The organism is Bacillus sp. AFS017336, from assembly GCF_002555445.1.
Lineage (GTDB): Bacteria > Bacillota > Bacilli > Bacillales > Bacillaceae_G > Gottfriedia.
Genome location: NZ_NUCO01000021.1, coordinates 115,619 through 128,810, shown reverse-complemented (window position 1 = coordinate 128,810; position 13,192 = coordinate 115,619). Strand labels below are relative to the sequence as shown.

Here is a 13,192-nt window from a genome sequence, read left to right as displayed (position 1 = left end):
CTATTTTATGATAAAATAAATCGAAAATATTTTAGAATGAGGTATTTTAATGAACATTGTTTTGGCAACATTAAATGCAAAATATATTCATACTAATTTAGGTATTCGTTACATTAAGGCTTATGCACAACCTGAATACGATATCGAACTAGCAGAATATACGATTAAAGATCCAAGTCTTAATATCATTACAGACTTATATAAGCGTAAACCAACTATTCTTGGTTTTAGTTGTTATATTTGGAATATTGAACAAACAATTGAAGTCATCCGAATGTATAAAAAAATTGATCCTACTGTTACGATCTTTGTTGGTGGACCTGAAGTAAGCTATGATGTGAACTATTGGCTAGACAGAGTCAAAGAAATTGATGTCATAACAATTGGTGAAGGTGAAATTACTGTAAAGAAATTAATTCAGGCCATTGATAATGGGGATGATTTCACTTCAATAAATGGCATTGGTTATCGAGATGAAGGTAAAAATATTATCAAACCACAAACTGAAAAGATTGAATTAACAACAATTCCTTCGCCATATCGATTTAAAGAAGATTTACCATTTTTAAGTAAAAGAATTCAATATATCGAAACAAGCCGAGGCTGTCCTTTTAATTGTCAATTTTGTTTATCTTCTATTGAAGTAGGAGTTCGATACTTTAATCGAGAGGTCATTAAAGATGACATACGTTATCTAATGGCAAACGGAGCAAAAGTTTTTAAGTTCGTAGATCGAACTTTTAATATTAGTCGTAGTTATGCTATGGATATGTTTCAATTTTTAATTGATGAACATTTGGAAGGAACCGTATTTCAATTTGAGATTACTGGGGATATTATGCGTCCAGAGGTCATCGAATTTTTAAATGATAATGCACCTAAAGGACTATTCCGATTTGAAATTGGAGTTCAATCAACAAATGATGCTACAAATGAACTAGTCATGAGAAGACAGAATTTCGAGAAACTTTGTCGAACGGTCACACTAGTTCGAGATGGAGAAAAAATAGATCAACATTTGGATTTAATTGCTGGTTTACCTGAAGAGGATTACAATTCATTTCGTCAAACTTTCAATGATGTATTTGAATTAAGACCAGAAGAACTGCAACTAGGTTTCTTAAAAATGCTAAGAGGAACTGGCGTACGCTTAAGAGCTCATGAGCATGATTATGTCTATATGGATTATGCTCCGTATGAAGTTTTAGGTAATAACGTCCTTTCATTCGATGATATTGTAAAAATAAAACAAGTTGAAGACGTACTTGAAAAATATTGGAATGATCATCGAACAAATAATACAATAGAATATTTAATTAAAAATGAATTCGAAAGTCCGTTTGATTTCTTCCAATTATTCGGTTCATTCTGGGAGGAACGCGGTTGGTCTAGAATCGGGCATCAGCTTGAAGATTTGTTTAAACGATTAAATGAATTTTTAACTCATTATCAAATTAAAAATGATTCAATCGTGAAAGATATTATGAAGGTTGATTATTACTTAAACCATAAATACAAACCTCGTAAACCTTGGTGGGACGAAGTAACGACTCAAGACTTTTCGAAAGATATTTATAAGCGAATTATCGAAGATCCTGAACAACTTGGTTCAAACTTTATTAACCTTAGCTTAAACGAAAAAGAAATTTATAAACACACAATAATTGAACCTTTATCATTTGATATAGAACATTTCTTATTGACTGGAGAATATCGAACTGGTAAATATGCAATGTTAATTTATTTCTCACCAAAAACGTTATCACCTTCATTTTATAAAATTGAAGCATAATTAAGCTGAAATGTTTTTTTAAAATAGAAATACACAGGCGAGATAATGATGAACTGCTCTCTATGAAAGGAAACCACCATTCCGAAAGTGGTAATTAAAGAAGTACTTCTATAGTTTGAACATACTTTACGTTTTTAGCCAATAGAAAAGGCTGTTGATTTTTCGACAGCCTTCTTTTGTATTGATTTCACTAATTAGCAAATAATAATTTGTAAATAGAGGTGATATTAATATGAAAAGAAAAAAAGACAATACTGAAATCGACTCACCAGTAATGCAAGACACAATACCACATATATCAAATTTCCCATCATTTAAGGGAACAAGCATTAAAATGGAGGAACCGTTTGTTAATTCAAAGGGTGTAGTTATCGGCGATAGTAAATATAGTTCTCCTAACTCTCCATTAAATAATTGGTCAGATGATGTAGATCCTTCAGTTATGGCAGGTGACGAATGGGTTCATCCTACAAATGATATTGGATGGGCAACTGCAGAAAACGCTGCGCTTCTAGAATCGAAAAAGCGTGAACCAACAAAACAATTTATGCATCCGCAACATGAAACTAGGGACTGATTAATTGGATAAACTCAAGTATAAGAAAGAAAAGGGTAAAGGGAAAACCTTTACCCTTACTTTGCGTTTTAAAATAAAGCTATATTGATCTTGCCCTTTTTTTGGACCAGTAGTGTATGTAACTGGGCTCTATGATGTGTGAAGTGCACTAGAATTTCTAATAGCCATTCAAATTTAGAGTATTTTAATTCCCAATATGAAGTAACTTCTTCAAATAAATCCTGTCCATTCATTTTCAAATAGTTTTCCTTTAAATCATGAAAATTTTTTTGTAATAATTTTTTCATTTCAATTAAAGATGTACATTGGACTTCGCTATAGTATACGACCATCGCCTCTTGGCTTACTCCACTCATAATTTTCAAATCAGCACCTATTAACTCACACAAATGCTGTGCTAACTCTCCAATCGATTTCTTATCATCAATTGGTCTGAAATTTAAATCTTCTTCAGTTATTAACTCAAGCATTTCAAAAACAGTCTTAACACTTAAACATAATTGATTAATTACATTTTCTACATACATTTTTAAGGCTTGGTAAAGTTTAGATATTTTTACCTCTTCACCAGTCCATTTCCCTCCTTTACATAAGCTCTACTCTCCCATACCCTCTGTCCTCAATTTGTCATAGAATCATGTCCTTCTGAATAAATTTGTACAGTAGAGGAGGGATTATGATGAGAACACTAGCTTGGCATGAGACTTTAGAGTTGCACGAAATCGTAGCAACTACAACTTACTTTTTATTTAAACTTAAAACAAATATAAAAAATGTTTCAGATGCAGGATTAAAAGAATTATATAAAACATCCATTACTACTTTTGAAAATAACTTACGTGACTTACTTAAATTTATGACCAACATTACAATCGGAGAAAGAGATGCAGCAAGTGATAAATTAGCGAGTGAAATGAATGCAGAAGATTTATTATCTGCTACAAAAGTGTTAACTAAAATGTATGCAAATGCACTTACTGAAACAGCAACCCCTGATTTAAATAACACATTTGTTAAACAACTAGTAGCCGTAAATAATTTGCACACTCAAATTTTTACTTATTTATCAAAACAAGGTCAATATTCAGTATACAATATTAATAAATTAATCGAAAACGACGCTAAAAAGGCAATGGACGTATTAAAAATGCCATATTAAAAAATGGACGTTTTTTACGTCCATTTTTGTTTGATCTTTAATCTTTATTGAAATTCTTATTATCTAAACAAGTGACCTTTTCAGCTGCTAGATAATTATATCTTTTTGTATTTTCAACTAATTTTATTAAATTTAGATAAGTTTGCTTTGCTCCTAATACAAGCAATGGAACTCCAATAAAATCTAAATGCAAAAATCTTGAAGTAAAGCCACCTAATGTCATTGCTAATGGGACTGTTGGCGATGAACTTGATAAAATAATTTTATCATCCTCATTTAATAAGATTTTCCCTAGCGTCTCTATAGCTGTCGGCACATTTTTAGTATATCTTTTTGCTACTGTATATACTTGGTCTCCATTCTCGTCTTCACCATGAAAAAATAGTTTCCCACCATCTTTTGGTTTTAGTTTATTAAATAAATAAGTATTCTTTACTTCTTCCGTTGTCGGCTGGCGATCGAGAGGTAATTGCTTCAAATGATATGCAGCAGCTAATGGTGAAGAATGTGTACCTCCAAAACAGTAATATATATAATATTTCATTCATCTCATCCTCAAATTTTGTTTTAATACGTATGTAAATGTAATTGCTTTGAATCCCATTCCGCAAAACATACTTGTTTCAGTGATAAATTTGACTCAGAAAGTTTTTTGTGTACCCACTTTTCGTCTTTTTTCAATGAATTAAGTGCTCTTTCTATAATTTGCCCATCACTAATGACGACGACAGGTAAAAATTCTTTTTCCATCTGAATTTTCAAATCTTGTTTAGTAGGAGTATCGAAATTGGATTTCTTTAAGACACTGATTGTTCCGTCATTTTCTAAAATAGCATACGCAACTTCACTGACTGAGAAAGTATCTTTCGCTCTTAATAATTGCATCAATTGATCAGTATCTAAACGATTTCTTTTCAATTCTTTCCATTGAATTGCTCCGTGCTTAATTACGACCGCAGCATCACCTTCTAAGAACTTTCTAGCTCTTCGTGACTTTTGAGTTATGATTTCGGTAACTAAGATGAGAGCACCCCACGTAAAAATACTAAATAGAATTCTAGGAAGATTTGCTTCCTTGTCGTATATTCCATCTCCTAGTATATTTCCTAGCACTAAAGATGATATCAAATCAAATGGTGTTATTTGTGTTATTTGCGTTTTCCCATTAATTTTGACCACGATAAAAAGTGCTATATATCCGAAAAATAATTCAGTAAACATTTCATGATAGCTCATGTAATACACTCCTAAATTTTTCTTACTATTTTTGACTATTTATAGTTTTAATAGATAACTTGAAAAAAATTCCAAATAAATCAATTTTCCATATAAAGATGTGCGTCTGGATGAGAGCCAACCGTAACTAGATCCTTTAATATTTTTGCCAATACATAGCTATATACAGTTCCATTACCTCCATACGCCATTAAAAACAAACAGTTTGGATATTCATTGTATTCTCTAATCATTGGTAAGCCGGAATGCGTTCCTCCAAATGCGCCTGTCCAATAAAATTCCGCTTTTGCATCTTTATGTTGCGGAAATAACTCTACTAGATTTTTTATAAGCTGCTCTTTTTTATGAAATAACATTGATTCACGCTTTTCTGGTATGATTGTAGGTTCATCAAGACCTCCAACAATAATTCTTCCATCAACAGTTGTGCGCAAGTAAAGATACGGCCTTGCAGTCTCCCAAATTAAGCAGTCTTCATACCATGCATTACTATTTTCAAGTAACGGCTGAGTTGCAATTGCAAATGTCGAAGTCAAAACTGCATTTTTTTCACTTTTTACTTCTAGAGATTCATAGCCTCCAGCAAAAATAACTTTTTTAGCACGAATTGTATGTTTAGTGTTCGTAAAAAGTTGGACACCTTCCTTTGAACCAATGATCCTCGTTACCTCGGTATCAGCGTAGGCCTTTAACCCTCGCTTCATAGCATATAAAAGTAAGCCATGGGCACATTTATACGGATTTACTTCAGCGTCATCACCAGTGAAAAGTGCAAGTTCCTTTGTAAAATTAAACTTCTCTTTTATTTGGGCTTTTGTAAATAACTCAACATTGAATCCATTTTCCGTTAACATCTTATACTCTAATTCAATATTTTCTTTTCCATCTAAGTCACTTGCATAATACAAACTTTTTCTTTTTATAAAATCTGGATCAATTTCAATTTCTTTTGACATTTTTTCAATTCCTTTTATTGCTTCAACACATAATTGATAATGACGAACGGCTTTTTCTCTTCCATAAGAGTTAATAAATGAATTTAATGATTTATCGTTTGTATATTGTAGTAGTCCGGTATTAGCACTTGTACTTCCATGAGCAATTTTTCGTTTATCTAGTAATACTACTTTTGCTCCTGTTTGACTTAGGAAATACGCGGATAAGCCACCTGACTCACCACTACCTACTATTACAAAATCACATTCTAGATCTTCATCTAGTGATTTAATATTATCTAATTCTGGGTGCGAATTAATATAAGTTGTTGGCCAATATAAAACACCGCTAATACTTTTCACATGTCTACTCCTTTCATTAATCATTATTTAAGGTAGTTTTTGTCAGTTGAATGAAAAAAATCCCACTTTTTTCAAAGTGAGATTTTTTTTAAGCTAAATTTAATTTTTTATGATCTTTCAGCTAACCATTTTCCAATTGTCGGATATGTTGTTTTTAGAGAAACAGGTCCAAACATAATTGAAACATGACCAGATGGAATCGATACATATTTCTTATCTACGCTAGAAATATGCTCATTTAGAGCTTCCACTTGGCATGGCATTGCAATATGATCTTTAGTTGCAGATATATTTAATACATTAGCTTGTATGTTTGATACATCTACTTTTCTACCTCTAATTTCAAGTTCACCATTTAATAATTTGTTTTGTTGATAAAATTCACGAATCCATTGACGATATGATTCGCCTGGGAAAGGAATACCGTCTGCAACCCATTTTTGCATTAACTGCCACGACTTAATAAATCTTGTATTATCAGATCGATCTAATAAAGTTACATAAGGCCCAACGAAATTAGTAATTGGTTTTAACATTTTATTACCAAAGTCAATCATTTCAGGTGGTATATTTCCTAATGTGTCGACAGCTTTATCTAATGCAAAGTATTTTTCATTTAAAAACGATCCATATAATCCAGTTTCTGAAAAATCAAATGGACTAGTTACGAATATTAAGTTTTTAATTGGTGCATTTTCATAAAGAGATGCGTAAATACTAGTTAAAGTGCCACCCATACAATAGCCTAATAATGATATTTCCTCTGCACCTGAAAAACGAAGAACGCGATTTACAGCTTTCGCAATATAATCATGAATGAAATCGTCAAATTTCAAATGGCGATCTTCATAACCAAAAGTACCCCAGTCTAATAGATAAACATCAAATCCTTCATTAACAAGATATTCTACAAAAGAATTACCTTTCGTTAAATCAAGGATATAAGGCTTATTAATTAGCGCATAAATAAGTAAGATCGGAGTCTTTTTTACTTTTTTTGTTGTAGTTGGAATATAATGATACAATTTACTCTTATTTTTAGTCCAAATGACTTCTTTAGGAGATTGACCTACTAGTGGCTCCCCTTCTTTTATAAGAATATCTGCAGTTTTCTTCAATCTTTTATATGATTCTTTTAATCCGCTTGGAAGTGATTCCGTAGCTTCTTCTAACTTTTGTGAACTAATCACACGATTCCCCCCTTTTGATAAAGTTCATCTATATATAAGACTTAAACGTAAAGTCCGCCATTTACATTTATTTGTTGACCAGTGATGTACTCGCCGCCTTCGCATAAGTAAACTACTGCTTTAGCAATTTCCTCAACTTTACCAAATCTTCTTTTTGGTATTTTAGATATAATTTGTTCTTTTACATTTTCTGGTATTTCGTTTACCATATCCGTTTCAATAAATCCTGGACATACAGAATTTACTGTAACATTTGATTTTGCTAATTCAAGAGCTAATGATTTAGTAAATCCGATCATTCCGGCTTTTGCAGCAGAATAGTTTGTTTGACCAAAACCGCCCGATTGACCAATAACTGATGAGATATTAATGATACGAGCATTATCAGATTCTAATAAGTGTGGTAAAGCAGAATTACATGTGTTATAAACACTGCTTAAGTTTACATCAATTACCTCATGCCAATCTTCAGCACTTAGCTTTTTGAAACTACGATCTCTAGTGATTCCGGCATTGTTTACAATAATGTCCAAACGGCCAAAATGCTCAACTGTACGATCAATTAATGCTTTCGCTTGATCTAATTCAGCAACATTAGCTTGAACTGCTAATGCCTCATAACCATTTTCAAAAAGTTCGTCTACAACTGCTTTTGCGTGTGCTTCACTATTATTATAATTGATTACAACTTTTGCACCTTTCTCTGCTAAAGCAAATGCTATACCTTTTCCTATTCCTTTTGCTCCACCTGTTACGATCGCTACACGATTTACTAAATCCATTAATCATTTCTCCTTTTTTAACTAATTATTGTTTTGTTGTTGTTGTTGTAGTTGTTAATTGCTTTAAAAGTTGTTCAATGTTTGACATTGAAGACTTTAATTCACTAACTTGTTGATGGATTGATTTGGTTTCAGCTTTCACTTTTGTAAGATCTCGTTTTAATGCAACAATGTCTAACTCTTTTTTCAATGCTGTTACATCTAACTCTGGTTGCGTATTTAAGTATAATTGGTCCTCTAATGTATCAACTTTTGATTCTAAATTAATCACTAAGCTAGCTACATTTGCGATATCTTCTTTTGAAGCGATATTCGAAGCATCTAAGAAAGTTTTCGACTGATCATTCATCATTTTTTTACAAAATAGATTAAAATCTAGTACAGAACCCATCCACTCAGAAAATTCTTCTTTATGAACATGATCGTTCATCATTTTTCCCCAGTATTTTTCATTAACATCATACATTTGCTTCCACATTTTCAATGGATCTGAATAATTTTGCTCTGACATCTTAATCCCCCTCACTCATTTAAGTATAGAAAACATATTAACAACAAAACAATCCAATATTTTCGTGATATTTCTACATTTTTGTCGAAATTTGTTTTTTAATATTCATTATATTTAAAATACATTGACAATAAATTTAACTAAGTGTAAATTACACCTAAGGGATGATTCCTTACTACGATATAGGAGGGAACGATACTTTATGACAACAAATGAAAATGATACAAGTAAAAAAACAAAACAGGAAGCTTCCAACAATCTTACATTGCCAAAAAACTTCTTAGTTCCCTTTCTACTTCTAAGCCTTAAGCAATGGAACATGCATGGCTATAAATTAATGCAAGTATTATTTGATTTAGGTTTTACTACGCTTGATTCGAGTAATGTGTATCGAATTCTAAGACAACTCGAAAAAGAAAGTTATATTGAATCTAGTTGGGAAAATGGACTCGATGGTCCAGCAAAACGTATTTATTCAATTACTGATGCTGGTGAGGAATATTTAAAAACATGCCATAGTTCATTTACTCAATATAATCAAATGCTCCAAACATTTTTTTCAATTTACACAAATTCCTTCTTTCCATTTAGCAGCTCTGATGAAAGTTTTAAAGATGATTGAAATTGCAGCAATGCATTCAATAATAAATTTTTTTGGAGGAAATACTAATGACTGAAAAAACAATCGAATTACAAACAGAACTTGCAACTGAGAATTTTCAAAAGATGCTTCAATACTTACTAGATAACCAATTACAAATTCAACAATGGACAGAGTCATTATTTCAAGAACAAGCAAAACAATGGAAAACATTAAATGAGCAAGTACAACTTCAACAACAAGAATCTTATGAACAATTTCAAGAAATGATCAAATTACTAAATGAAATTAAACCAACAATGACTCAAGAGTCATTTGAAAAAAATTGGAAAAAATTATTTGAACAATTTACTCCATTCCAATCATTATGGTCAAACTTTAATCAAAATCCATATCAACCATTTTTTCAAGCTATGAGTACTTTTTCAAATCAACAACAACAACTTTTTCAACAATTTTTCAAACAACCATTAAATAGCACACCTTTCACTGCTTGGACGAATATGTATCAACAGTTCCAAAAAACTCAAGAAGATTGGTTAAAAAACATTCAAGAATTTTCTTTCTCAAAACTATAAAATTTTTAACGATTTTCTTGAATAGCTAGTTATTTCATCAAGGAGAGGATGAAACAAAATGAATATTTTCGAAAGTGCAAGACATGTACAGGAAGTTCATTTTGACTCCATATCAGTTGGTGATGAAGCTACTCTTGAAGTAAAAATTACGGCAGAGTTAATTGAACAATTTGCTGCAATTTCAACAGATGTTAATCCAATTCACTTATTAGATGATTTTGCTGAAGAAAGCATCTTTAAAGAAAGAATTGCACATGGCATGTTGATTTGCAGCTTTATTTCCTCAGTACTAGGTACTAAACTACCCGGCAAAAACACCATCTACCTATCTCAAGAAGTATTTTTCAAAGCACCAGTTAAAATTAATGACACAATTAAAGTAATCGTCAGTGTAAAAAGCAAACGAGATGATAAAAAATTACTTACCCTTCAAACGAATGTATATAATCAGGATAATATAATCGTTGTGGAAGGATCAGCTGTTGTTAAAAAGTTAACTTAAACCTAATATGACTGTATTTACCAAGCATGATAAAATCCTAAATGTAAAAAATAGTATTGTAAGCTACTACTTACAGAAAGGGAGATTATCATGACAAGATCAAATAAATTATTAGTTCCAGGTGTAGAGCAAGCACTAGATCAATTTAAATATGAAATAGCTAATGAATTCGGAGTAACTTTGGGTTCAGATACAACTGCACGCTCTAACGGTTCAGTTGGTGGCGAAATTACAAAACGTTTAATTGCTCAAGCGCAAAGTCATTTAAAGGGTCAATGATTTAAAGAAATAACAAACTATATAAAATGGCTTAATATAGGGGAAGAATTAATTCTTCCCTTTTTATTTTTAAATTTATTGGAAGAAAATAGCAATATTTATCTTAACTAGTTGTATAGACAAGTTGGACCTTTTAAGTTAATATTGAAAGCGTAATCATTATAATAATTTTCGGAGGGAAAATAATATGCTTAGTTTTTTACAACGTATTGGTAAAGCATTAATGCTTCCAATCGCTGTCCTTCCAGCTGCGGGTCTTTTACTGCGCTTTGGACAACCAGATCTACTAGACATTCCGTTTATGGCGGCTGCTGGTAATGCAATTTTCTCAAATCTTCCATTAATCTTTGCTATCGGTGTTGCAATCGGTATTTCAAGAGATGGAAATGGGGCCGCCGGTCTTGCAGGTGCAATCGGTTACTTCGTATTAACTGCAGGAACAACTACTATTAATAAAGATATAAACATGGCTGCCCTTGGTGGTATTATTACAGGGGTTGTAGCTGGTCTGCTTTACAACCGATTTAGTGGTATTAAATTACCTGAATGGTTAGGATTCTTTAGTGGACGACGATTCGTTCCAATCATAACGTCGGCTACTATGCTGATATTAGCAGGAATATTTGGTTATGTATGGCCAACAATTCAAGATGCAATTAACTCTGTTGGTAACTGGATTATTGATATCGGTCCAATCGGAGCTGCAGTATTTGGTTTCTTAAACCGTATTTTAATTCCATTAGGTTTACATCACGTATTAAATACAATTTTCTGGTTCAACTTAGGTGACTTTACTGATGCTGCTGGTAAATTAGTTCACGGTGACTTAAACAGATTCTTCGCTGGTGACAAATCTGCTGGTGCATTCATGACTGGTTTCTTCCCAATTATGATGTTTGGTCTTCCTGCTGCTGCGTTTGCAATGATCGCTGCTGCAAAACCTGAAAAACGTAAAACTGTTGCAGGTATGTTTATCGGACTTGCTTTAACATCATTCTTAACTGGTATTACTGAACCAATTGAATTTGCATTCATGTTCATTGCTCCAGTACTATATACATTCCATGCAATCTTAACTGGTTTATCAATGGGTCTCGTAAATGCTTTAGGAATTAAAGATGGCTTTACATTCTCTGCTGGTTTCATGGACTACATTTTGAACTACAATATCGCAACTAAACCTATACTATTACTCCTAATCGGTTTAATCTTTGGTGTAATTTACTTTGTCGTGTTCTACTTTGCAATTAAGAGATTTAACATTAAAACACCAGGTCGTGAAGACGATGATGAAGTTGAAACTGATGAAGTAACAACTGAAATTGGTGATTCTTTATACCTACAAGCTTTAGGTGGAAAAGAAAACTTAACAAATATTGATAACTGTACAACTCGTTTACGCTTACAAGTAAAAGATGCTTCTAAAGTAAATGAAGCACTTCTTAAAAAAGCTGGTGCTCGTGGAGTTATTAAATTAGACGATAAAAACGTTCAAGTAGTTGTAGGTACAAACGTAGAGTTTGTTGCTGAAGACTTAAAGAAGGAAGTTAAATAATTGATTTAAAAGCTTGTCCAATTGGGCAAGCTTTTTTACGCTGTTGAAAAAAACTGTCAATTAATCAGGAATATGCTCCATGTAAAGGAAGCGTTATGTGGTTGATTTCCACTACAGGATTCTCGCTTTCCATGGGGCGAGACCTGAGCCTCCTCGGCGATGCCTGTGGGGTCTCAGCCTTCCCGCTTATCCCATAGGAGTCGAGCCTCCTTCCGTTCCAATCAACTACTTCAAAATACAAAAGCATGCAATAAAGCACCTTTTTAATCCCATTTTTTTTGAGAAAAATAGAAATTAAATACTCGGTTATTTTGCTAATATCGATTAATTGTCTATTTAAAAACTAATAATTGAATTGCCTTTCAAATAATAGCATCTCAATATTTTATATTCCCATAAAGAACAATTACTAATGTTTGTTAGTATTCCACATACAAATTATCAATAAAAACAAATCAATAACATCATCAAAAGATTTCAAATTTACCATCAAAATAGATCGCTTAGTAACATTTTAGCTATTGACTACTTTATATTTCAACACTCTGAAAAGAATTTGTGAGACAAAACCGGCTGGTTGAACTGATTTAATAACTCATGGAGGGTTCATGAGTTATTAATCAAGCATGATGTTGCCATTTCCTTACTCATAAAGGTTTCATGAGTTAATAAGTAGCAAGTTCTTTTATATATAAATGAAAAGTAAAAGGACACTAGCATCACTAGTGTCCTTTCATGAATAACTGATCTTTGTAATTTTAATCTTTTGTTTCGTTTCTTCTATTATATGTGCATTAATTGTATTCTCCATTTTATGTACACCAAATACATCATCACTATGTAGATTTATGTGTTGGACATAGTAACCTTCTTTAAAAAACCTTTTTATAAAGTCTAATCCAGTTTCTTTTCTAAATCCTAGGTTATAATCTAAAGAAATTTGTTCAAATTGTTGATATTTGCATTGCTTTAATGCTTCTTCAACGGATATTGCCAATAAAAAGCCGTGTGGAACAGGTCTAGTATCATCTACAAATAATTTCAAATCCTTCACCTACAATACGTATTTTACAGAATGATTACAATCGTAACCGGATTAAAACAAAACTGGGTTTTCCTTCCTGTATTATAA

At 32.1% G+C, this 13,192-nt stretch carries 16 protein-coding genes; 8 read left to right on the top strand and 8 right to left on the bottom strand.

The annotated features are described in order from the left end of the window. The first annotated feature begins 49 nt into the window (after positions 1–49). Both CN601_RS12400 and CN601_RS12395 read left to right on the top strand, forming a co-directional pair. The gene (locus CN601_RS12400; RefSeq protein ID WP_098171234.1) at positions 50–1,792 is read left to right on the top strand and encodes a B12-binding domain-containing radical SAM protein; all 1,743 of its coding nucleotides are present in this window, start codon (positions 50–52) and stop codon (positions 1,790–1,792) included. Between the two features lie 232 nt (positions 1,793–2,024). After that, positions 2,025–2,369 carry a DUF3905 domain-containing protein gene (locus tag CN601_RS12395; RefSeq protein WP_098120540.1) on the top strand — a complete coding sequence of 115 codons (345 nt, stop codon included), beginning with the start codon at positions 2,025–2,027 and terminating at the stop codon, positions 2,367–2,369. A 68-nt stretch (positions 2,370–2,437) separates the two neighbouring features. Here the strand turns inward: CN601_RS12395 and CN601_RS12390 are convergent, their stop codons facing one another. Next, positions 2,438–2,896, bottom strand: a complete 459-nt coding sequence (locus CN601_RS12390; protein WP_098171233.1) for a DinB family protein — start codon at positions 2,894–2,896, stop codon at positions 2,438–2,440. A 149-nt stretch (positions 2,897–3,045) separates the two neighbouring features. On the opposite strand from CN601_RS12390, the gene CN601_RS12385 reads away from it, so the two are divergent. Continuing rightward, positions 3,046–3,528, top strand: coding sequence for a spore coat protein (locus tag CN601_RS12385; RefSeq protein ID WP_098120542.1), 483 nt, complete (start codon positions 3,046–3,048; stop codon positions 3,526–3,528). Between the two features lie 37 nt (positions 3,529–3,565). Here the strand turns inward: CN601_RS12385 and CN601_RS12380 are convergent, their stop codons facing one another. The 6 genes from CN601_RS12380 to CN601_RS12355 all read right to left on the bottom strand — a co-directional run bounded on the left by CN601_RS12380 (position 3,566) and on the right by CN601_RS12355 (position 8,545). Continuing rightward, positions 3,566–4,072, bottom strand: a complete 507-nt coding sequence (locus tag CN601_RS12380) for a DUF3189 family protein (protein ID WP_098120543.1) — start codon at positions 4,070–4,072, stop codon at positions 3,566–3,568. Positions 4,073–4,095: 23 nt separating this feature from the next. Continuing rightward, the gene (locus CN601_RS12375) at positions 4,096–4,764 is read right to left on the bottom strand and encodes a DUF421 domain-containing protein (protein ID WP_098171232.1); all 669 of its coding nucleotides are present in this window, start codon (positions 4,762–4,764) and stop codon (positions 4,096–4,098) included. A gap of 80 nt (positions 4,765–4,844) precedes the next feature. Next, complete coding sequence (locus CN601_RS12370; RefSeq protein ID WP_179865537.1) at positions 4,845–6,062, bottom strand: NAD(P)/FAD-dependent oxidoreductase; 1,218 nt, start codon at positions 6,060–6,062, stop codon at positions 4,845–4,847. Positions 6,063–6,169: 107 nt separating this feature from the next. Beyond that, positions 6,170–7,252, bottom strand: a complete 1,083-nt coding sequence (gene phaC / locus CN601_RS12365) for a class III poly(R)-hydroxyalkanoic acid synthase subunit PhaC (protein WP_098171230.1) — start codon at positions 7,250–7,252, stop codon at positions 6,170–6,172. Between the two features lie 41 nt (positions 7,253–7,293). Continuing rightward, positions 7,294–8,034 (bottom strand): 3-oxoacyl-ACP reductase, encoded by a 741-nt coding sequence (locus tag CN601_RS12360; protein ID WP_098120547.1) that lies wholly within the window; start codon positions 8,032–8,034, stop codon positions 7,294–7,296. A 25-nt stretch (positions 8,035–8,059) separates the two neighbouring features. Further along, positions 8,060–8,545, bottom strand: coding sequence for a DUF4349 domain-containing protein (locus CN601_RS12355; RefSeq protein ID WP_098171229.1), 486 nt, complete (start codon positions 8,543–8,545; stop codon positions 8,060–8,062). A gap of 202 nt (positions 8,546–8,747) precedes the next feature. On the opposite strand from CN601_RS12355, the gene phaQ reads away from it, so the two are divergent. From phaQ to nagE, 5 genes are all read left to right on the top strand, one after another. Then, a complete protein-coding gene (gene phaQ / locus CN601_RS12350) occupies positions 8,748–9,167 on the top strand; it encodes a poly-beta-hydroxybutyrate-responsive repressor (protein WP_098171228.1) in 420 nt (139 codons plus the stop codon). Positions 9,168–9,214: 47 nt separating this feature from the next. Then, positions 9,215–9,724, top strand: a complete 510-nt coding sequence (locus CN601_RS12345; protein WP_098171227.1) for a hypothetical protein — start codon at positions 9,215–9,217, stop codon at positions 9,722–9,724. Positions 9,725–9,782: 58 nt separating this feature from the next. Further along, complete coding sequence (locus CN601_RS12340; RefSeq protein ID WP_098120551.1) at positions 9,783–10,226, top strand: MaoC family dehydratase; 444 nt, start codon at positions 9,783–9,785, stop codon at positions 10,224–10,226. Between the two features lie 90 nt (positions 10,227–10,316). After that, the gene (locus CN601_RS12335; protein ID WP_098120552.1) at positions 10,317–10,505 is read left to right on the top strand and encodes an alpha/beta-type small acid-soluble spore protein; all 189 of its coding nucleotides are present in this window, start codon (positions 10,317–10,319) and stop codon (positions 10,503–10,505) included. 187 nt (positions 10,506–10,692) lie between these two features. Next, positions 10,693–12,060, top strand: coding sequence for an N-acetylglucosamine-specific PTS transporter subunit IIBC (nagE, locus tag CN601_RS12330; RefSeq protein WP_098171226.1), 1,368 nt, complete (start codon positions 10,693–10,695; stop codon positions 12,058–12,060). 733 nt (positions 12,061–12,793) lie between these two features. On the opposite strand, the gene CN601_RS12320 is transcribed toward nagE, so the two are convergent. After that, positions 12,794–13,105 (bottom strand): cyclic-phosphate processing receiver domain-containing protein, encoded by a 312-nt coding sequence (locus CN601_RS12320; RefSeq protein WP_098171224.1) that lies wholly within the window; start codon positions 13,103–13,105, stop codon positions 12,794–12,796. Positions 13,106–13,192 lie beyond the last annotated feature (87 nt).

Excerpts from the sequence above, each read along its gene's own strand:
- CN601_RS12360 (WP_098120547.1), bottom strand. The coding sequence starts at position 8,034 with ATGGATTTAGTAAATCGTGTAGCGATCGTAACAGGTGGAGCAAAAGGA.
- CN601_RS12345 (WP_098171227.1), top strand. The coding sequence starts at position 9,215 with ATGACTGAAAAAACAATCGAATTACAAACAGAACTTGCAACTGAGAAT.
- phaQ (WP_098171228.1), top strand. The coding sequence starts at position 8,748 with ATGACAACAAATGAAAATGATACAAGTAAAAAAACAAAACAGGAAGCT.
- CN601_RS12390 (WP_098171233.1), bottom strand. The coding sequence starts at position 2,896 with ATGTATGTAGAAAATGTAATTAATCAATTATGTTTAAGTGTTAAGACT.
- CN601_RS12375 (WP_098171232.1), bottom strand. The coding sequence starts at position 4,764 with ATGAGCTATCATGAAATGTTTACTGAATTATTTTTCGGATATATAGCA.
- nagE (WP_098171226.1), top strand. The coding sequence starts at position 10,693 with ATGCTTAGTTTTTTACAACGTATTGGTAAAGCATTAATGCTTCCAATC.
- CN601_RS12355 (WP_098171229.1), bottom strand. The coding sequence starts at position 8,545 with ATGTCAGAGCAAAATTATTCAGATCCATTGAAAATGTGGAAGCAAATG.
- CN601_RS12380 (WP_098120543.1), bottom strand. The coding sequence starts at position 4,072 with ATGAAATATTATATATATTACTGTTTTGGAGGTACACATTCTTCACCA.
- CN601_RS12400 (WP_098171234.1), top strand. The coding sequence starts at position 50 with ATGAACATTGTTTTGGCAACATTAAATGCAAAATATATTCATACTAAT.
- CN601_RS12395 (WP_098120540.1), top strand. The coding sequence starts at position 2,025 with ATGAAAAGAAAAAAAGACAATACTGAAATCGACTCACCAGTAATGCAA.
- CN601_RS12340 (WP_098120551.1), top strand. The coding sequence starts at position 9,783 with ATGAATATTTTCGAAAGTGCAAGACATGTACAGGAAGTTCATTTTGAC.
- CN601_RS12335 (WP_098120552.1), top strand. The coding sequence starts at position 10,317 with ATGACAAGATCAAATAAATTATTAGTTCCAGGTGTAGAGCAAGCACTA.
- CN601_RS12385 (WP_098120542.1), top strand. The coding sequence starts at position 3,046 with ATGATGAGAACACTAGCTTGGCATGAGACTTTAGAGTTGCACGAAATC.